General features: G+C 71.3%; 16 protein-coding genes. 8 read left to right on the top strand and 8 right to left on the bottom strand.

Going from position 1 to position 17,962, the window contains the following annotated elements:
• Nucleotides 1–16 precede the first annotated feature (16 nt).
• From AB0I79_RS25545 to AB0I79_RS25525, 5 genes are read left to right on the top strand one after another with little or no spacing between them, the layout of a single operon-like run.
• Nucleotides 17–3,484: a nitrate reductase subunit alpha gene (locus AB0I79_RS25545; protein ID WP_357877095.1), complete on the top strand. Its 3,468-nt coding sequence runs from the start codon at nt 17–19 to the stop codon at nt 3,482–3,484.
• Nucleotides 3,484–5,067, top strand: coding sequence for a nitrate reductase subunit beta (gene narH / locus AB0I79_RS25540; protein ID WP_357877092.1), 1,584 nt, complete (start codon nt 3,484–3,486; stop codon nt 5,065–5,067). Before AB0I79_RS25545 ends, narH begins: the two co-directional genes overlap by 1 nt.
• 43 nt (nt 5,068–5,110) lie before the next feature.
• Complete coding sequence (gene narJ / locus AB0I79_RS25535) at nt 5,111–5,665, top strand: nitrate reductase molybdenum cofactor assembly chaperone (RefSeq protein WP_357877089.1); 555 nt, start codon at nt 5,111–5,113, stop codon at nt 5,663–5,665.
• Nucleotides 5,662–6,393 (top strand): respiratory nitrate reductase subunit gamma, encoded by a 732-nt coding sequence (gene narI / locus AB0I79_RS25530; RefSeq protein ID WP_357877086.1) that lies wholly within the window; start codon nt 5,662–5,664, stop codon nt 6,391–6,393. Before narJ ends, narI begins: the two co-directional genes overlap by 4 nt.
• Nucleotides 6,390–7,010 (top strand): phosphotransferase, encoded by a 621-nt coding sequence (locus tag AB0I79_RS25525; protein ID WP_357877083.1) that lies wholly within the window; start codon nt 6,390–6,392, stop codon nt 7,008–7,010. The genes narI and AB0I79_RS25525 overlap by 4 nt, the downstream gene beginning before the upstream one ends.
• Before the next feature lie 66 nt (nt 7,011–7,076).
• On the opposite strand, the gene AB0I79_RS25520 is transcribed toward AB0I79_RS25525, so the two are convergent.
• Complete coding sequence (locus tag AB0I79_RS25520; protein WP_357877080.1) at nt 7,077–8,021, bottom strand: YafY family protein; 945 nt, start codon at nt 8,019–8,021, stop codon at nt 7,077–7,079.
• Between the two features lie 92 nt (nt 8,022–8,113).
• On the opposite strand from AB0I79_RS25520, the gene AB0I79_RS25515 reads away from it, so the two are divergent.
• Nucleotides 8,114–8,578 (top strand): VOC family protein, encoded by a 465-nt coding sequence (locus tag AB0I79_RS25515; RefSeq protein ID WP_357877077.1) that lies wholly within the window; start codon nt 8,114–8,116, stop codon nt 8,576–8,578.
• Between the two features lie 53 nt (nt 8,579–8,631).
• A complete protein-coding gene (locus AB0I79_RS25510) occupies nt 8,632–9,438 on the top strand; it encodes an NAD(P)H-binding protein (RefSeq protein WP_357877074.1) in 807 nt (268 codons plus the stop codon).
• Between the two features lie 61 nt (nt 9,439–9,499).
• Here the strand turns inward: AB0I79_RS25510 and AB0I79_RS25505 are convergent, their stop codons facing one another.
• From AB0I79_RS25505 to AB0I79_RS25490, 4 genes are all read right to left on the bottom strand, one after another.
• Nucleotides 9,500–10,183: a phosphotransferase gene (locus AB0I79_RS25505; protein WP_357877071.1), complete on the bottom strand. Its 684-nt coding sequence runs from the start codon at nt 10,181–10,183 to the stop codon at nt 9,500–9,502.
• Between the two features lie 9 nt (nt 10,184–10,192).
• The gene (locus tag AB0I79_RS25500; protein ID WP_357877068.1) at nt 10,193–10,624 is read right to left on the bottom strand and encodes a DUF305 domain-containing protein; all 432 of its coding nucleotides are present in this window, start codon (nt 10,622–10,624) and stop codon (nt 10,193–10,195) included.
• Nucleotides 10,625–10,904: 280 nt separating this feature from the next.
• A complete protein-coding gene (locus AB0I79_RS25495) occupies nt 10,905–11,741 on the bottom strand; it encodes a DUF1996 domain-containing protein (RefSeq protein WP_357877065.1) in 837 nt (278 codons plus the stop codon).
• A 20-nt stretch (nt 11,742–11,761) separates the two neighbouring features.
• Entirely contained in the window at nt 11,762–13,465 is a 1,704-nt protein-coding gene (locus tag AB0I79_RS25490; RefSeq protein WP_357877062.1) for a discoidin domain-containing protein, read from the bottom strand.
• 473 nt (nt 13,466–13,938) lie between these two features.
• Here AB0I79_RS25490 and AB0I79_RS25485 point away from each other — a divergent pair, with 473 nt between their 5' ends.
• Nucleotides 13,939–14,427, top strand: a complete 489-nt coding sequence (locus AB0I79_RS25485; protein ID WP_357877059.1) for a cupin domain-containing protein — start codon at nt 13,939–13,941, stop codon at nt 14,425–14,427.
• A gap of 63 nt (nt 14,428–14,490) precedes the next feature.
• Here AB0I79_RS25485 and AB0I79_RS25480 read toward each other — a convergent pair whose 3' ends face one another.
• The 3 genes from AB0I79_RS25480 to AB0I79_RS25470 form a co-directional block, all read right to left on the bottom strand.
• Nucleotides 14,491–15,678 carry an RtcB family protein gene (locus AB0I79_RS25480; RefSeq protein WP_357877056.1) on the bottom strand — a complete coding sequence of 396 codons (1,188 nt, stop codon included), beginning with the start codon at nt 15,676–15,678 and terminating at the stop codon, nt 14,491–14,493.
• Nucleotides 15,679–15,758: 80 nt separating this feature from the next.
• A complete protein-coding gene (locus AB0I79_RS25475; protein ID WP_357877053.1) occupies nt 15,759–16,568 on the bottom strand; it encodes an SDR family NAD(P)-dependent oxidoreductase in 810 nt (269 codons plus the stop codon).
• The gene (locus AB0I79_RS25470) at nt 16,565–17,956 is read right to left on the bottom strand and encodes a DHA2 family efflux MFS transporter permease subunit (protein ID WP_357877050.1); all 1,392 of its coding nucleotides are present in this window, start codon (nt 17,954–17,956) and stop codon (nt 16,565–16,567) included. Before AB0I79_RS25470 ends, AB0I79_RS25475 begins: the two co-directional genes overlap by 4 nt.
• Nucleotides 17,957–17,962: the final 6 nt, after the last annotated feature.

The following is a 17,962-nucleotide window of genomic DNA, read 5'->3' as shown; positions in this document are numbered from 1 at the left end:
GTGATGAAGTGGGGGTATGACCGCCGAGGACCTCCTGCTGAAGACCGGCCGCTTCCTACGCCGGTCGACCACCAGCGGCGACCTGCACACCCTCTTCCTGAAAGGCGGCACGGAGGGCGACGCCTTCTACCGCGACCGCTGGAGCCACGACAAGGTGGTCAGGTCCACCCACGGCGTGAACTGCACGGGCTCGTGCTCGTGGAAGGTGTACGTCAAGGACGGCATCATCACGTGGGAGACGCAGGAGACCGACTACCCGAGCGTCGGCCCCGACCGGCCCGAGTACGAGCCGCGCGGCTGCCCGCGCGGCGCCGCCTTCTCCTGGTACACCTACTCGCCGACCCGGGTCCGCTTCCCGTACGCCAGGGGTGTCCTGGTCGAGATGTACGCCGAGGCGAGGCAGCGGCTGGGCGACCCGGTGGCCGCCTGGGCCGAAATCACGACAAATCCGGAAAAGCGGGAAAAATACCAAAGCGCCCGGGGTTGTGGCGGCCTCGTGCGCGTCTCGTGGGAGCTCGCCACGGAGCTGATCGCCGCCGCCCACGTCCACACCATCAAGGCGTACGGCCCCGACCGGATTGCCGGGTTCTCCCCCATCCCGGCCATGTCCATGGTCTCCCACGCCACCGGCGCCCGCTTCGTGTCGCTGATCGGCGGCGCCATGCTCTCCTTCTACGACTGGTACGCCGACCTCCCGGTGGCCTCTCCGCAGGTGTTCGGCGACCAGACCGACGTCCCGGAGTCGGCGGACTGGTGGGACGCCGCGTACCTGGTGATGTGGGGCTCCAACGTGCCCGTCACCCGCACCCCTGACGCCCACTGGATGGCCGAGGCCCGCTACCGGGGCCAGAAGGTCGTGGTGGTCTCCCCCGACTACAGCGACGCGGCCAAGTTCGCCGACGAGTTCCTCCCGGTGCGGCCCGGCACGGACGGGGCCCTGGCCATGGCGATGGGGCACGTGCTGCTGAAGGAGTTCTTCGTCGACCGCGAGACGCCGTACTTCACGGACTACGTCAAGCGCTTCACCGACCTGCCGTTCCTCGTCACGCTGGAGGAGCGCGGCGACGCGCACGTGCCCGGCAGGTTCCTCACGGCGCAGGACCTCGGCTCCCAGGAGGAGGCGGCCGGGTGGAAGACCGTGCTGCTGTCGGAGGAGACCGGCGAGCCGGTGGTCCCGAACGGCTCGGCCGGCTTCCGCTGGACCGACTCCGGCATGGGCCACTGGAACCTGAACCTGGACACGTCCCCGAAGCTCACCCTGCGCGGTGGCGAGGAGGCGGAGGTCCTGCTCCCCCGCTTCGACGGCGGCCACTCCCTGCTCAGGCGCGTGCCCACCGCCCAGGTGGCCGGCAGGACGGTCACCACGGTCTTCGACCTCCTCCTGGCCCAGTACGGCGTGGGCAGCGACTACGACGACCCCGCCCAGCCCTGCACCCCGGCCTGGCAGGAGCCCATCACCGGCGTCCCGGCCGCCCGCGCGATCAAGATCGCCAGGGAGTTCGCCAGGACGGCGGAGACCACCCGGGGCCGCTGCATGATCATCCTGGGCGCGGGCACCACCCAGTGGTTCCACGGCGACACGATCTACCGCGCGTTCCTGTCGCTCCTGCTCCTGACCGGCTGCCAGGGCCGCAACGGCGGCGGCTGGGCGCACTACGTCGGCCAGGAGAAGTGCCGCCCCCTGGCCGGCTGGCAGCTCATGGCCGGCGCCCTCGACTGGGCCAGACCGCCCAGGCAGGTCCCCGGCACCCCGTTCTGGTACCTGCACACCGACCAGTGGCGCTACGACCGCTTCGACGCCGGCGCGCTGGCCAGCCCGCTGGCCAGGGGCAACTTCACCGGCAAGCACACCGCCGACCTCGTGACGGAGTCGGTGCGCAACGGCTGGATGCCGATGGCCCCCGCCTTCGACCGCAACCCGCTCGACCTGGGCGACGCCGACGACCCCGTCGCGTACACCAGGGCCGAGCTCGAAGCGGGCAGGCTCAAGCTCGCCGCCGAGAACCCGGACGACCCGCGCAACTGGCCCCGCGTGCTCACCCTCTGGCGCTCCAACCTCCTCGGCTCCTCCGCCAAGGGCAACGAGTACTTCCTGCACCACCTCCTCGGCGCCCGCTCCAACCTGGAGAGCCCCGACCCGGACGCCCCGAAGGGCAAGCTGGACCTCCTCGTCACCCTGGACTTCAGGATGACCAGCTCCACGGTCTTCTCCGACGTCGTGCTCCCCGCCGCCACCTGGTACGAGAAGTACGACCTGTCCTCCACGGACATGCACCCGTTCGTGCACGCCTTCAACCCGGCCATCAACCCGCCCTGGGAGACCAGGACCGACTTCGCCACCTTCCACGCCATCGCCCGCGCCTTCAGCGACCTGGCCAGGGACCACCTGGGCGTGCGCAGGGACGTCGTCGCGGTGGCGCACCAGCACGACACCCCCACCGAGCTCGCCGGCCGCACGGGCTTCGGCCTGAAGGTGGTGGAGCGCGACTACGGCGCCACGGCCGAGAAGCTGGCCGCCCTGGGGCCGCTCACGGAGAAGCTCGGCATCCCGGTCAAGGGCGTGACGTTCCTGCCCGACGAGGAGGTGGTCTGGCTGGGCCAGCGGTGCGGCCTGGTGCCGCGCGGCGCGGCCAAGGGCAGGCCGGAACTGGACACCGCGGCCAAGGCGTGCGAGACGATCCTCGCCCTGTCAGGCGTGAGCAACGGCAGGCTGGCCGCCCAGGGCTTCCGCCAGCTCGCCCAGCGTACGGGGGCGAGCTTCGACGGCCTGACCCACGAGGGCCACCGCATCGTCTTCGGCGACACCCAGGCCAGGCCGGTGCACGTCGCCGCCAGCCCCGAGTGGTCGGGCAAGGAGGCGCACGACCGCCGCTACTCCCCCTTCACGATCAACGTCGAGCACGGCAAGCCCTGGCACACGCTGACCGGCCGCATGCACTTCTTCCTCGACCACGACTGGATGCACGAGTACGGCGAGGCCCTGCCGATCTACCGGCCCCCGCTGGACCTGGCCGCGCTGTACGGCGAGAGCGGCGCCCTGCGCTACCTCACCCCGCACAGCAAGTGGTCCATCCACTCCGAGTACCAGGACAACCTGCTGATGCTCTCGCTCTCCCGGGGCGGCCCCACGATCTGGATCTCCGTCGAGGACGCCGCCGACCTCGGCATCGCCGACAACGACTGGGTCGAGGCGGTCAACCGCAACGGCGTCGTCGTGGCCCGCGCCATCGTCTCCCACCGCATGCCGAAGGGCACCGTGTACATGTACCACGCCCAGGACCGCCTGATCGACGTGCCGAAGTCGGAGGCCACGGGCCGGCGCGGCGGCATCCACAACGCGCTGACCAGGGTCCTCATCAAACCCACGCACCTGATCGGCGGCCACGCCCAGCTCTCGTACGCCTTCAACTACCTGGGCCCCACCGGCAACCAGCGCGACGAGATCACCGCCATCCGGCGCAGGTCACAACAAGTGAGGTACTGATGAGGCCGATGGCTCAGATCGCCATGGTGATGAACCTGGACAAGTGCATCGGCTGTCACACCTGTTCGGTCACCTGCAAGCAGACCTGGACGAACAGGCCGGGGGTCGAGTACGTCTGGTTCAACAACGTCGAGACCCGCCCCGGCCAGGGCTACCCCAGACGCTACGAGGACCAGGAGCGCTGGCAGGGCGGCTGGGAGCTGACCCGCGGGGGCAGGCTCAAGCCGCGCGCCGGAGGCCGCCTGCGCAAGCTGCTGACCATCTTCGCCAACCCCCTCATGCCCTCCATCCAGGACTACTACGAGCCCTGGACCTACGACTACGAGAACCTCACCAACGCCCCGCTCTCCGATGACGTCCCCGTCGCGCCGCCCAGGTCCCTGATCAGCGGCGAGCCGGTGAAGATCGGCTGGAGCGCGAACTGGGACGACAACCTCGGCGGCGACCCCGGCCCCGACCCCGTGCTGGCGAAGGTGTCGGAGCAGGTCAAGCTGTCGTTCGAGCAGGCGTACATGTTCTACCTGCCGCGCATCTGCGAGCACTGCCTGAACCCGTCGTGCGTGGCCTCCTGCCCGTCCGGCGCCCTGTACAAGCGGGCCGAGGACGGCATCGTGCTGGTGGACCAGGACCGGTGCAGGGGCTGGCGCATGTGCGTGACCGGCTGCCCGTACAAGAAGGTGTACTTCAACCACAAGACCGGCAAGGCCGAGAAGTGCACGTTCTGCTACCCGCGGGTGGAGGTGGGGCTGCCGACGGTCTGCTCGGAGACGTGCGTGGGCCGCCTGCGCTACCTCGGCGTGCTGCTGTACGACGCCGACCGCGTCACGGAGGCGGCCTCGGTGACGGACGAGCGCGACCTGTACGAGGCGCAGCTCGACCTGTTCATCGACCCGGACAGCCCGGACGCCGAGGCCGCCGGGCTGCCGTCGGACTGGCTGGAGGCGGCCCGCAGGTCGCCCGTCTACGACCTGATCAAGAGGTATCGCATCGCGCTGCCCCTGCATCCGGAGTACCGCACCCTGCCCATGGTCTGGTACGTCCCGCCGCTCTCCCCCGTCGTGGACGCCCTGTCCACCACCGGCCACGACGGCGAGGACGCGGACAACCTGTTCGCGGCCATCGAGGCGCTGCGCATCCCCATCGGCTACCTGGCCGAGCTGTTCACCGCGGGGGACCCGGCGCCGGTGACGTTCGCGCTGCGCCGGCTGGCGGAGATGCGGTCGTACATGCGGGCGGTCAACCTGGGCGAACGGCCGCCGGAGGACCCGGAACTGGAGGCCATGTACCGGCTGCTCGCGCTGGCCAAGTACGAGGACCGGTACGTGATCCCGACCGCGTACGGCAACGTGCCCGGCGTCGTGGAGGAGGGCGGCTGCAGCCTCGACTACGACGGCGGGCCCGGCATGCAGCAGCCGTTCGGCGAGGCGTCGGGCCGTCCCGTGCCGGTCGCGATCGAGAACTTCCACGGCCTCAAGGAGCGCCAGACGAGCAGCGAGATCACCCACGACCGGGTGAACCTGCTCAACTGGGACGGCCGCGGCACCCCCGCGGGCCTCTTCCCACCGAAGCGGAGGAGCCCATGAAGCGCACCGCGAGCCGGCAGGCGCCCCCGAAGCGGGAGGTCCCATGACCCGGCCGGTGATCTGGCAGGCCGCAGCCCACCTGCTCGCCTACCCCGACGAACGGTTCTGGCGCCGCCTCCCGCTGATCAAGGAGGCCGCCGAGCCGCACTTCACGACCTTCCTCTCCCTGGTCGCGGAGCTCGGCCCCGGCGAGCTGGCCGCGCACTACGTGGAGACGTTCGACCTGCAGCGGCGCTGCTGCCTCTACCTGACGTACTACACCGACGGCGACACCCGCCGCCGCGGCGAGTCGCTGGCGGCGCTGAAGCAGCGCTACCGCGCGGCGGGCTGGGAGCTGATGGACGACGAGCTGCCCGACTTCCTGCCCGTCATGCTGGAGTTCGCCGCGTGCGACCCCTCCGGCGCCGCGCTGCTGCAAGAGCACCGGGCCGGGCTGGAGCTCCTGCTCTCCGCCCTGACCGAGCGCGACTCGCCGTACCGGCACGTGATCGGCACGGTCTGCGCCGCGCTGCCCCCGATCACCCCCGCCGACCGGGCCAGGGCGGCCCGCCTGGCCGCGGGCGGGCCGCCGGCCGAGAGCGTGGGGGGTTACCGGTGAACTGGGCGGAGAGCATGCTCTGGGTCGTCGCGCCGTACGTCACCCTGGTGATCTTCATCGGCGGGCTGATCTGGCGCTACAGGTACGACAAGTTCGGCTGGACCACCCGCTCCTCCCAGCTCTACGAGAGCCCGCTGCTGCGCGTGGCCAGCCCGCTGTTCCACTACGGGCTGCTGGTCGTGATCGTCGGCCACGTGACCGGCCTGCTGATCCCGCTGTCGTGGACCAACGCCATCGGCCTGTCCAACGAGGCGTACCACGCCAACGCGCTCGTCTGGGGCGGCCTGGCGGGCGTGGCCACACTGGTGGCGCTGGCCCTGCTGATCTACCGCCGCCGCACCAACGGCCCGGTGTTCCTGGCGACCACGGTCAACGACAAGGTGATGTACGCGGTGCTCGCGGCCTCGATCGTCGCGGGCGTGGTGACGACGGTGGCGGGGTTCGTGCCGAGCGAGGTGAGCTACCGGACCACGGTCGCGCCCTGGTTCCGCGGCATCTTCGTGCTGCGGCCCGACGCGGAGGCGATGGGGCACGCGAGCGGTCTTTACAAGGTGCACACGCTGATCGGGATGGTGCTGTTCGTACTTTTCCCGTTCAGCCGCTTGGTGCACGCACTTTCCGCCCCGTTGGGGTATTTGTTCCGCCCTTACATCGTGTATCGGAGCCGCGCGGATGGCGTGCCGAGGCACGCGGCAGGGGTGCGGATGCGTCAGAATCGTCCCTTGTGAAGCACGGGTACACCAACAGCACGTTCGGCGACGGCGCCCTGGTCGTGAAGTGCTACGAGGGGCCCGAGGCGGCGTTCAGGCTGAGCACGGAGAGCAGATACCTGCGGCGCCTGCGTGGCCGCCTCCCGGTCCCCCGGGTCCATCAGGTCACCGCCACGAGCCTGACCACCCGCTTCGTCGACGGCTCCCACGGCCAGGACCTCCTCGACGACGGCCGGGCGGTGGAGGTGTTCACCGAGTGCGGGCGGATGCTGGCGCGCATCCACCGGCTCGGCATCGTGCACGGCGACTACGGGCCGCAGAACATGCTGTTCCACCCCGACACGTTCGAGACCGCCGCGATCCTCGACTGGGAGTGGGCCCACCCGGGGCGGCCGGTGGAGGACCTGGCCTGGGTGGAGTGGATCGTGCGCAGCCACCATCCCGAGCACGTACCGCTGCTGTCGCACTTCTTCACCGCGTACGGCGACCCCGTCCCGTCCTGGGCCGAACGGCACGCGTTCATGATCGAGCGCTGCCGCGGCCTGCTCGACTTCTGCACCCGGTGGGAGCCGGGCGGGGGCGGGGAGAAGCTGTGGCGCGAACGCATCGACGCCACGGCGGCCTGGACGGAGTAACCGCCCCGGCCCGCCATCAGGGCATGGACGCACGCTCCCGATCGGCGGGCTGCGGGACGCCTTCGGCTAGCGGCCTCCAGCGGCACGGGTGAGCCGGGCGGCCAGCCGGCGCAGGTGCGCGGTGAGCTCGGCCGGTTCGTGCACCTCGAACTCGCAGTCCAGCGTCGTCAGCCGGAAGGCCAGCCAGTCGAGGGTGTCGGCGTGCATGCGCAGGCGGCAGAGCCCCGCCCCGATCGGGGTGACCTCGCCCAGGCTCCTGAGCGGCTCCGTCGCGGGTGCGTGCACCGTGACGACGGCCTCGTAGGTGGGCGCCGACGAGTACAGCTTGTCCGCCACGTAGGCGGCGGCGTCGCCGGCCGGCGGCTCGCGCGGAGTGATCCTGCCTCCCGTGGGGTGCAGCTCGTCGATGCGATCGATGCGGAAGATTCGCCAGTCGTCGCGGTCGAGGTCGTGGCCCAGGAGGTACCAGCGCCGCCCGGCCGCCACCAGCCGATGCGGATCCACCAGCCGCCTGCTCGTGGCGCCGTCGTTCGTCCGATAGGTGAACCGCACCCGCTCCTTGCCCGTCACGGCCACCGCCAGGGCGGTCAGCCTGCCGGGATCCACCTGCGGCCCGTCGAGCGCGGGCATGGGCACGGTGGCGCCGCCCAGGGACCTGACCCGATGACGCAGCCGCGCGGGCAGGACCTGTTCCAGCTTCGCCAGGGCCCGCACCGACGCCTCCTCGATGCCCTGTACCGGATGCCGGGCGGCCGTGGACAGGCCCACGGTGATGGCCACCGCCTCCTCGTCGTCCAGCAGCAGCGGAGGCATGGCAGCGCCCGCGACCAGCCGGTACCCGCCCGCGGCCCCCATGGTGGCCTCGACCGGGTAGCCGAGGTCGCGCAGCCGCTCCACGTCACGCCTGACGGTGCGGCGGCTGACGCCCAGCCGCTCCGACAGCTCGCTGCCCGGCCACTCGCGCGGGGTCTGGAGCAGCGACAACAGGGCCAGGAGGCGGGACTCGCTCATGAATTCCACAATGCCCGACAAGTGGGACAAGTCCTGACCTATTCGCGTCCTACCGTCGGTGGCACGCATCCGCACTTCTTCTTGGAGGAACCGTGTCGATTCCCGAGGGCTACACCACCGTCACGCCGTGGATCATCAACGCCGACACGGCCGGCGTCATCCGCTACCTCGAGACCGCGTTCGACGCCGTCGAGCTGGGCCGCGTGACGGACGAGAAGGGCCGCATCGGACACGCCGAGGTGCGGATCGGGGACGCGATCGTGATGCTCTTCGACTCCGCGCCCGGCTGGCCGGCCACCCCCGCCTTCCTGCGCCTGTACGTCCCCGACGCCGACGCCACCCACCGCCGCGCCGTCGAGGCGGGCGGCACGTCGATCACGGACGTCACCCACCTGTACTGGGGCGACCGGGTGGGCCGCGTGCGCGACCCGTTCGGCAACCTGTGGTGGATCCAGACCCGGGTCGAGGACGTCTCGGAGGAGGAGATGGCCCGCCGCATGAGCGACCCGGCGTTCGTCAAGGCCATGGAGTACGTCCAGAGCGCCCGCTTCTTCTGAGCCCCGGGGCGCCATTGACGCGTTCTGTCGGTGCCCTTTGCTTGCCTGGGGGCATGACAGGCGATGTGATGATCCTCGTCCTCGGTGCCACTGGCTCCACGGGCCGTCGTGTCGCGGAGCAGCTGCGCGCCGCCGGCCACACCGTACGGGGCGCTTCCAGGAGCGGCCAGGCCACGTTCGACTGGTCCGAGCCCGGCACGTGGGAGCCGGCCCTGTCGGGCGCGTCGGCCCTCTACCTGATGGCGCCCGACGGCGTCCCGGTCGATCCCGCGTTCGTGTCACTGGCGGTGGAGCGGGGCGTCGAGCGCATCGTGCTGCTGTCGAGCGGCGCCATCGAGGCCATGGGCGACGAGCGCCTGCTGGCGGCCGAGCGCACGGTGCGCGGCAGCGGCGCCGAGTGGACGATCCTTCGGCCGAGCTGGTTCAACCAGAACTTCGACGAGGGCTTCTTCCGGCCCGCGATCATGGCGGGAGAGGTCCTGATCCCGCTCGGCGACGTGCGCCAGGCCTTCGTCGACGCCGACGACATCGCCGCCGTCGCCGCCGCGGCCCTCACGCGGAACGGTCACGCGGGGCGCGCCTACGACCTCACGGGGCCCGGCTCGCTGGCGTTCGGGGAGGCCGTGGAGATCATCGGCCGGGCCATCGGCCGCGAGGTGCGCTACCTGGGCGGCGACGAGGACTACATCGCGGCCAACGGCTTCTCCGGCGAGTCGATCCACGCGGCCAAGGCGTTCGGCTCCCTACGCGCCCTCGGCGACCAGCCTGTCGCCGACACGGTGAGCGAGGTGACGGGCCGCCCTCCGAAGTCCTTCGAGACCTTCGCCGGGGAAGCGGCCGCCAAGGGCGCCTGGCGCTGACACCTGAGGGCACCGGTGCCGCCACCACCCGTGGGTTCATGGGCGCCGCCGGCGCGACGGCTCACCTGACCCCAGGGGCAGCCAGCCGTCTGATCAGCGCCACCGCCTCGTCCAGCAGGCTCACCTCGTGCGTGGTGAGCCCCCGGTCGGCGGCGCGCCGGGCCTTGGCGTCGTCGAGCGGGCCGCCCGCGTCCAGGTCCTCGCCCAGCTCCCCGACCAGGACGGCGACCGCCGCCCGCGCCGCCGGCGCCAGCTCGCTCTCACCGTCCACGGCCGCCTGGGCGAGGATCACTGCCGACAGGGCACAGTCCAGCGCGGGCCGCCCGTCCCCGGCGTTGCACCAGTCGATCACCACGGGCCCGTCCGGCGTCAGCATCACGTTGTCGGGATGCAGGTCCAGGTGCAGGATCCGGTCGCGGGGATCGCGGGACACCCGGGCCGGGATCCGGTGCAGCCGTCGCAGCAGCCAGGCGAGGGTCCGGCCCGCCTCCTCGATCCCGATCTTCCCGTCCAGCAGGGCCTGCAGCATCGTCGGCCCGGACACCCGTCCCATCACCAGGTCGGTGGCGCTGCTCTCGCCGGGAAAGACCTCAGGAACGGGAAACCCGTGCGCGGCCACATGCGCCATGATCTCCAGCTCACGGCCGGCGTCGGCGTCGACCCGGTAACGGCGCAGCACCCGCCCGTCACCGAGGGCGTACACGTCGGCGCTCCGCCCCGCACCCACCAGCTCCCCGATCTCCATGCCCTCAACCTACGCGGCGACGGCCCGATCCAGCTCGGCGAGATCATCCTTGTGCTCGCGCGCCATCCTCTCCGCCAGCTCCCGCGCCGCCGCCGCACCGCCCGAGTCCCGCTCGCCGTTCGCGACCAGCACGAGCTGCCTCAGATGCGCTCGCAGCAACGCGGCGAAACGCCGGTCGAAGGCCTTACCACGCAGCCCCGCCAGGGTCTTCAGCTCCTCCGCCGTGGGCATGCCGGGCATGTCGTGCCGGGTGTGCGGGTTCTCACCGGTGACCCCGGCCTCGGCGAGCAGGGCCCGCAACCGGCCGCGTCCCGCCTCGTGCGCCTTGCCGAGCCGTACGGCCAGGCCGGCCAGCGATCGGCTGGCCGCACGCTGCGGTGCCAGCTCCAGCAGGGGCAGGGCCCGCGCGTGCAGGGCATCGGTGAGCTGCAACCACGCCACGTCGGTGGTGGTGAATTCCGGAGCAGGGACCCCGCCGGACGCCGTGACGTCTCCGGGAGCGGGGACGCCGGGCCGCGTCGTGGCGCCTGCAGGAACGGGGACAACGTCCCGTTCAGCAGGTGAGCACCCCACCGACACAGCCACCAGCAACACCGAGCACACCAACCGCCGCGACACCGCCACGACCGCCCTCCTGAGCGAACGACTCCGAGCGGGACACCCGCCCGGGAACGAGACAGGCCCGGGGCGGGCACGCACCCGCCCCGGACGTGCTCGGCACCTACGAAGGACGCCCGTCGGCGCCGCACTTGATGATCGGCCGGATGCAGTCACGCACCCGCCGCTCCATCTCGGCCACCGGCCACGCGTTGAAGAAGTCGCCGTGCATCGTGAACCCGCCGCCCGACGACAGCCGGAATCGGGACGGATCCCCGCTCACCGGGTACCGGATCACCTGCCGCAGCTTCGGCACCGGCACCGGATGCGTGCTCGGGCACGCCCCCGCCACCGGGTAGGCCATGTGGCTCTTGTGGTCGGCGGAGTCCAGGTCCCGCCCGTTCCAGCACTGCGGGAAGTCCAGGTACGACTCCAGCATGGTGCCCGACGGGCAGTTCACGAAGTCCTTGGAGGCCCCCACGTGCCCGGCGTGCAGGCACGACCACCGGGAGATGGTCGTGCTGTCGGGCCCGGTCGCCTTGGCGTTGCCCGCCACGATCCGCAACCCCAGCGGCAGCGGCTGGATCCTGGCGATGATGTCGTCCCGAACTCCTTCCCCGAGGTAGTAGAACGTGACGATGGCCGGCTCCACCGGGACGCCGTCCCGGTAGAGGGTCGGCACCCAGTACGACGACGTGTCCACGGCCGGGTTGCAGTTGGTGGCGCCGTTCTGCAGGTCGGAGAGCTGGGTGTGGGCGTTGGTGACACGGCTGCCGAAGAAGCTGTGCATGTGCGAGGCGCCCGGCAGGCCGGGGAAGACGATCGGGTCGTCGGGCAGCCGGTGGCTGAACGGGCAGTCGGCGAGGAACTCCGCCACCCGTACGGGCTCTGCCACGGCAGGCGGCGGGGCGGCCACCACGAACGTGCCGAGCAGCAGTGACAACAGGGCTAAGATCCGCATGGCGGCTCCCTTGACGCGGGTCACCGGTAGACCCGCACGTAGTCGACGAACATCCGTGACGGGAAGGGCGTGGCGGCGTTCGGCGGCCCCGGCCAGTCGCCGCCCACGGCGAGGTTGAGGATGATGTAGAAGGGGTGGTCGAAGATCCAGGGGCCGCGCGTCTGCTCCACCTGGTCCTTGCTGATCGTGAACACCGTCCGTCCGTCGAGCGTGTAGACGATGCCCTTGCTGTCCCAGTGGGCGGCCCAGACGTGGAAGTCGCCGGAGTAGTCGGCGCCGTCCGGCAGCGTGTACGGCGACCCGACCCCGCCACCCCCGTTGTACGCGGGCGCGTGCACGGTCGAGTAGGACGTCTTCACGTCCTTGCCGAGCACCTCCATGATGTCGATCTCGCCGTTGTACGGCCACGGCCGCCCGGTCAGGAAGTCGGCCCCCATCATCCAGAACGCCGGCCAGAGGCCGTTGCCCTTGGGCACCTTGATCCGGGCCTCGACGCGGCCGTAGGTGAAGTGGAACTTCGTCCCGGTGTTCATCCGGGCGGAGGTGTACTGGCAGGTGGTGCTGCCGGTGAGCGGGTCGGCCGGGCAGGTGGAGCCCGGCGTGGCCTGCTTGCGGGCCTCCAGGACCAGGTGCCCCTGGCCGTCCATGGAGGCGTTGTCGTGGTCGGTGTAGTACTCCAGTTCGTTGTTCGGGCCGGTGCCGGGATCGGCCCGCCACTTGGCGGCGTCGGGCTTGGTGCCGGCGGCGCCGTTGAACTCGTCGCTCCACACCAGGGCGGGCGGGTCGGCGGGGTCCTGGGGCGGGGCGGGCGGGTCGGTGGGGGCGCCACCGGTGCCGTACACCTGGAACTCCCACAGGCTGTAGCCGTAGGCGCCGGCCCGCTGGGTGCCGTACATGCGGACGTAGCGGCCGGTGCCGCTGACGTTCAGCGTCTGCTTGAAGCCGGTGCCGGTGGTCGTGCTGTAGATCGTGGTCCAGGTGCTCGCGTCAGGGGAGGTCTGGATCTGGAACGACCTGGCGTAGGCGGGGTCCCACTGCAGCACGACCTTGCTGATCCGGGCGGTCGCGCCCAGGTCCACGTGGATCCAGCCCGGGTCCGACCAGGCCGCCGTGGCCCACCGGCTGGCGGGGTCGAGGTCGAACGCCCTGGCCGGGGTGCACTCCCAGCAGTTCCCGTCGTGCTGCGAGCTGGAGGCGACGCCGGGCTTGTTGTACGACAGCAGCCGCTCGCCGCCGGAGCCGCCGCCCCCGGTCCCGTACACCTTGAACTCCCAGAGGCTGTAGCCCCACTGGGTGGCGCGCTGGGTGCCGTGGACGCGGACGTACCGGCCGCTGCCGGACACGGACAGGGTCTGGTTCCCGCCGGTGCCGGCGGCGGTGGAGTAGAGGTTGCTCCAGGTGGCGCCGTCGGTGGACACCTGCACCTGGAAGGCGGTGGCGTGCGCGGCCTCCCAGCTCAGCTCGACCTGGCTGACGGTGGCGGTCGCGCCGAGGTCCACCTGAATCCACTGCGGGTCGGAGAACGCGCTGGACCAGCGGGTGGCGGGGTTGCCGTCCACGGCGGCGGAGGCGGGGAAGGCGGCGGCGCTCTCGGTGGAGGAGGCGGTGACGGGCTTGCCCTGGGACAGCAGCGGGTCGGCGGCGTGGGCGGGCGGCACCGACAGCAGCGACACGGTGACGACGAGGGCGACGGACGCCGCGAGACGGCGTAAGAGTGGGGTCACAACGTCTCCGTCAAACTGGGGGTTCGATTCGAGGGAGCGCTCCCTGAGAAGGAGAGTGCTCGCGCAGCCGACTTCTGTCAAGGTGTGAGTTAACTTTCCAGAAACCTCCGTGACCCGCTGCAGAGCACGCCCCCACCCCGCGTCGGAAGCCTTTTCTGCCCTGCTACCAGCAAGTATCAGAGTTCCGCACTCCGGCCATCCGAGTGCCCGCCTGGCACCCCGAGCAACCTCGACCCACTCTCACCTTGACTGTCCGCCCGCCCCGCACCCTCCCTTCTCGGGGAGCGCTCTCTCAGCGATCCGCGCCATCGGGATGTCACCTGGCGATGGCAGGCGACGACTCGTGCAGGGAAAAGGTGCCGCTGGAGCGGACCTGCCGGTTCGCGCCGCCCGCCGCCTCCGGGCGGCTGGGTCGCAGCGGCGTCCCACGCGTGTGCGAGGCTGGGCCGGCACCGCACCGACGAGGAGGACGAATGTCATATCCGGCCGCGCTCTACCTGGGCGACAAGGGCGAGACCACCGGCAGGTTCCACCTTGCGGACGCCGCACCTGACCTGCTGATCGGCGAGCGTACGAGAGTGCACTATCTGGCCACCGGCGCGAACACCGGCGGCCACTACGGGCTCTACCGCTGGGAGATGGGCGCCGCGCCGTCAGGCGGAGGAGCGCACTTCCACAGGACCTTCTCCGAGTCCTTCTTCATCCTGAACGGAACGGTGAGCCTGTACGACGGCGAAGCCTGGACCGACCACTCCCCCGGCGACTTCTTCCACGTCCCCCCGGGCGGGATCCACGCCTTCCGCAACTCGCACGGACCGGCCACGATGCTGGTGCTGTTCGCCCCCGGTGCTCCTCGCGAGGGCTACTTCGAGGAGCTGGCCGACATCGTGGGCAGCGGGCGGCAACTCAGTGAGGAGGAGTGGACCGACCTCTACCGCCGCCACGACCAGTACATGGTCTGATCGCGGCCCCCGCACGACCTCGGACGGGGCCGGCGAGCGTCGATCCGCTCGGCCGGCCGCCGCTCAGCCCTTGATGCAGATGAGCTGCCGCAGGTGCGCGACCACCTGCACCAGATCCGTCTGCGCCGCCATCACGGACTCCAGATCCTTGTACGCACCCGGAATCTCGTCGAGCACCCCGGAGTCCTTACGGCACTCCACCCCCGCCGTCTGCTCCTCCAGGTCCCTGACGGTGAACGTCTTCTTCGCCTTGGTACGGCTCATCTTCCGCCCCGCCCCGTGCGAGGCCGAGTTGAACGCCGCCGCGTTGCCCAGGCCCTTGACGATGTACGTCCCGGTGGCCATCGAGCCCGGGATGATCCCCAGCTCCCCGGAACCGGCCCGGATCGCGCCCTTCCTGGTGACGAGCACGTCCACCCCGTCGTACCGTTCCTCCGCCACGTAGTTGTGGTGGCAGGAGATCGGCTGGTCGAACGCGATGTCCGGCAGGTGCCGCCGCAGCACGTCGCACACCAGCCCCATCATCAGCGCCCGGTTGCGCCGCGCGTAGTCCTGCGCCCAGAACAGGTCGCGCCGGTAGGCGTCCATCTCCGGCGTGCGGCCGAGGAAGACCGCCAGGTCCCGGTCGACCAGCCCCTGGTTGTGCGACAGCCCGCGAGCCACCCCGATGTGGTGCTCCGCCAGCTCCTTGCCGATGTTGCGCGACCCGGAGTGCAGCACGACCCAGACCCAGCCCTCGTCGTCCGCGCACACCTCGAGGAAGTGGTTGCCGCCGCCGAGCGTGCCCATCTGCACCTCGGCCCGCTCGCGCCGCGCCTTCACGGCCGGCGCCAGGTCGTCGAAGCCCTTCCAGAACTCCGCCCACCCGGCCGGCTTCATCCCGTGCACCTGGCCCGGGTCGACCGGCCGCTTGTGGTGCCCGAACCCGACCGGGACCGCCTGCTCGAGCTTCCCGCGCAGGTAGGCCAGGTTGTCGGGCAGCCGAGCAGCCTGGTACGACGTCTTCACGGCCGTCATACCGCACCCGATGTCCACGCCGACGGCCGCAGGCGAGACAGCGTCCCGCATCGCGATGACCGAGCCCACCGTCGCGCCCTTGCCGTGGTGCACGTCCGGCATGACGGCGACACCGTGAACCCACTCGAGGTTCGCCACGTTGCGAAGCTGCTGCATCGCCTGCGGCTCGACCGTCTCCGGCTCCGCCCACATCCGCAGCGGACGCCGCGTTCCCGTCACCTCGTTGTACGCCATCCCGTATCGCCTCCTCCCGGTCACACTCCGAACGCGATCTATCTGGCCAGACTTCTCATACCCCCGCAACCGATTTAGCGTCAGTTGCCGTACTGCTCGGTCTCCGGCTTCTCCCGACCGCCTTCCGGATCGATCAGCTCCAGGGTCCGCGCGTGCAGCCGCTCCGCCGCCCCCGGATCGAAGGACGGCAGGTCCAGGCCGATCGGGCGGTGGCGCATGAAGGCGGTCAGCGGCGCGGCCGGCGGGTCGTCGATGCGGGCCACGATGGGCTTGATGCCCTCCTCGACCGGGAGGCCGTGCCGTTTGAGCGCCTCCACGTGCGCGGCGGTCGCGGCGTCGTACTCGCCGGCGACGCTCGTCGAGACCCCGCCCGGATGGATCAAGACATACCGGGTACGCGCCCCGTGCCGCGCGGCGAACGCGACACCCAGCAGGTCGTTCGCCTTCCCCGCCTGGAACTGCGCCGTCACGCCGTCGTACGAGCGCTCCAGCATCAGGTCGTCCCAGTGGATGCGCCCGTCCGGCTGCCCGGGCCCCGAGACGTTCACGATCATCCGGGGGGCGGTGAGGCCGTGGCTGAGCAGGAAGCGGCTCAGGTAGTCCAGCGCGAACGTGCCCTCCAGCCCCTCCCGCGTCACGAACCGGTGCGTACGGAAGTACCGCGCGCACAGCACCAGCGCGTCCACGGCCGGGAACCTGGCGTTGACCTCCTCGATCACCCGCCGGTTCTCGCTGACCAGGCTCAGGTCCGCCTGGATGAACACCGCTCCGGGCACTGCCTTGGCCGCGTCCCTGCCCACGACGGCGACCGTGTCGCCGCGCTCCAGGTACGTGCGGGCGAGCGCCCTGCCCATCCCGTCGGTCCCGCCGGTGATCACCAGGGTCTTCACGCGTGCGCTCCTTCTCGTACGGGCTCCGGCGCGCGGACCTTGCCGGGCAGGAACGGGATGAGGGCCAGGACGACCAGGTTGGAGCCCACGGCCAGCCAGAAGACGCCGCGCAACCCCGCGATCGTGCTGTCGGCGGTCTGGACGACGAGCGTCACCAGGGCGACGCCGAGCGCGGCGCCGAGCTGGTTGAGCATGTAGAGCACCGAGCTGCCCTGCGCCACCATGGGGCCGGGCAGCGTCCGGTAGAGCGAGCCCATCGTCGGGGCGCTGAAGCACCCGCTGCCCAGCCCGAACGTGAACGCCGCCAGCGCCGGCCACACCTCCGGCGTGTCGGGGCCGATACGGGTGAGCGCGAGCACGCTCGCCACGGCCACCACCCCGCCGCCGGCGGCCAGCCCGCGCGCGCCGAGCCGGTCCGACAGCCGCCCGGCCAGCGGCATCGCGATGGAGCCGCCGAGCCCGAGCGGGGCCATGAGCAGCCCGGCCGCCAGCACGTCGTGCCCGTGGGCCTGCTGGTAGTACAGGGGCAGCGCGAACAGCCCGGCGAACAGGCCCATGCCGCCGAGCCCCATGATCGTGACGCTGGCGCTGAAGCTCCGGCTGCGGAACAGGCGCAGGTCGATCAGCGGGCCGGGGTGGCGGGCGTGCGCTCCGTACCCGATCAGCAGCACCACCCCAAGGCCCAGCGGCGCCAGCACCTGCCACACCCCGAAGGCCCCCTGCTCGGCCGTCTGCGACAGCGCGAGCACCACGGCGGCGAACCCGGGACCGAGCAGCGCCAGCCCCACCACGTCCAGCCGCGACGGGCCCGCCTCCCGGGACGGCGCCGGCTCGTCGGCGGGGATCACGCGCAGCGCCAGCACCAGCGCCACGACCCCGACGGCCACGCTGATCAGGAACATCGCCCGCCACGTCAGCGCGCCGAGTATCGCCCCGCCCGCGATCGGCCCGAGCACCGGCCCGAGCGACAGCACCACGCCCATCAGCCCCATCACCCGCCCGGCCTGCCGCGGCCCCGCGGCCCTGGCCAGCAGGATCAGGACGAGCGGATCGAGCAGCCCCGCCCCGACGCCCTGCACCACCCGGAACGCGATCAGGCTGCCCACGTTCCAGGCCAGGCCGGCGGCCAGCGAGCCCGCCAGGAACAGCACCAGCCCCGCCACCCACAGCCGCTTGCCTCCGTACCGGTCGACCGCCCAGGTCGTGAACGGGATCGTGGCCGTCACCGCCAGCAGGAACCCGGTGGACGCCCAGCCGATCGTGCTCAGCGAGGTGTCGAAGGCGGCGGCCAGGGTGCCGGTGGCGACCGCGGCCATCGTGCTGTTGAGGATGCCCAGCAGCCCGCCGAGCAGGATCACGGCGATCGTCCACCGCAGTTTTGAACTCATGGGTTC

The sequence above is a fragment of the Nonomuraea sp. NPDC050202 genome, assembly GCF_040656115.1.
Lineage (GTDB): Bacteria > Actinomycetota > Actinomycetes > Streptosporangiales > Streptosporangiaceae > Nonomuraea.
This window is presented reverse-complemented; position numbering and strand designations above follow the sequence as displayed.

Excerpts from the sequence above, each read along its gene's own strand:
- AB0I79_RS25545 (WP_357877095.1), top strand. The coding sequence starts at position 17 with ATGACCGCCGAGGACCTCCTGCTGAAGACCGGCCGCTTCCTACGCCGG.
- narH (WP_357877092.1), top strand. The coding sequence starts at position 3,484 with ATGAGGCCGATGGCTCAGATCGCCATGGTGATGAACCTGGACAAGTGC.
- narJ (WP_357877089.1), top strand. The coding sequence starts at position 5,111 with ATGACCCGGCCGGTGATCTGGCAGGCCGCAGCCCACCTGCTCGCCTAC.
- AB0I79_RS25520 (WP_357877080.1), bottom strand. The coding sequence starts at position 8,021 with ATGAGCGAGTCCCGCCTCCTGGCCCTGTTGTCGCTGCTCCAGACCCCG.
- AB0I79_RS25510 (WP_357877074.1), top strand. The coding sequence starts at position 8,632 with ATGACAGGCGATGTGATGATCCTCGTCCTCGGTGCCACTGGCTCCACG.
- AB0I79_RS25505 (WP_357877071.1), bottom strand. The coding sequence starts at position 10,183 with ATGGAGATCGGGGAGCTGGTGGGTGCGGGGCGGAGCGCCGACGTGTAC.
- AB0I79_RS25495 (WP_357877065.1), bottom strand. The coding sequence starts at position 11,741 with ATGCGGATCTTAGCCCTGTTGTCACTGCTGCTCGGCACGTTCGTGGTG.
- AB0I79_RS25485 (WP_357877059.1), top strand. The coding sequence starts at position 13,939 with ATGTCATATCCGGCCGCGCTCTACCTGGGCGACAAGGGCGAGACCACC.
- AB0I79_RS25480 (WP_357877056.1), bottom strand. The coding sequence starts at position 15,678 with ATGGCGTACAACGAGGTGACGGGAACGCGGCGTCCGCTGCGGATGTGG.
- AB0I79_RS25470 (WP_357877050.1), bottom strand. The coding sequence starts at position 17,956 with ATGAGTTCAAAACTGCGGTGGACGATCGCCGTGATCCTGCTCGGCGGG.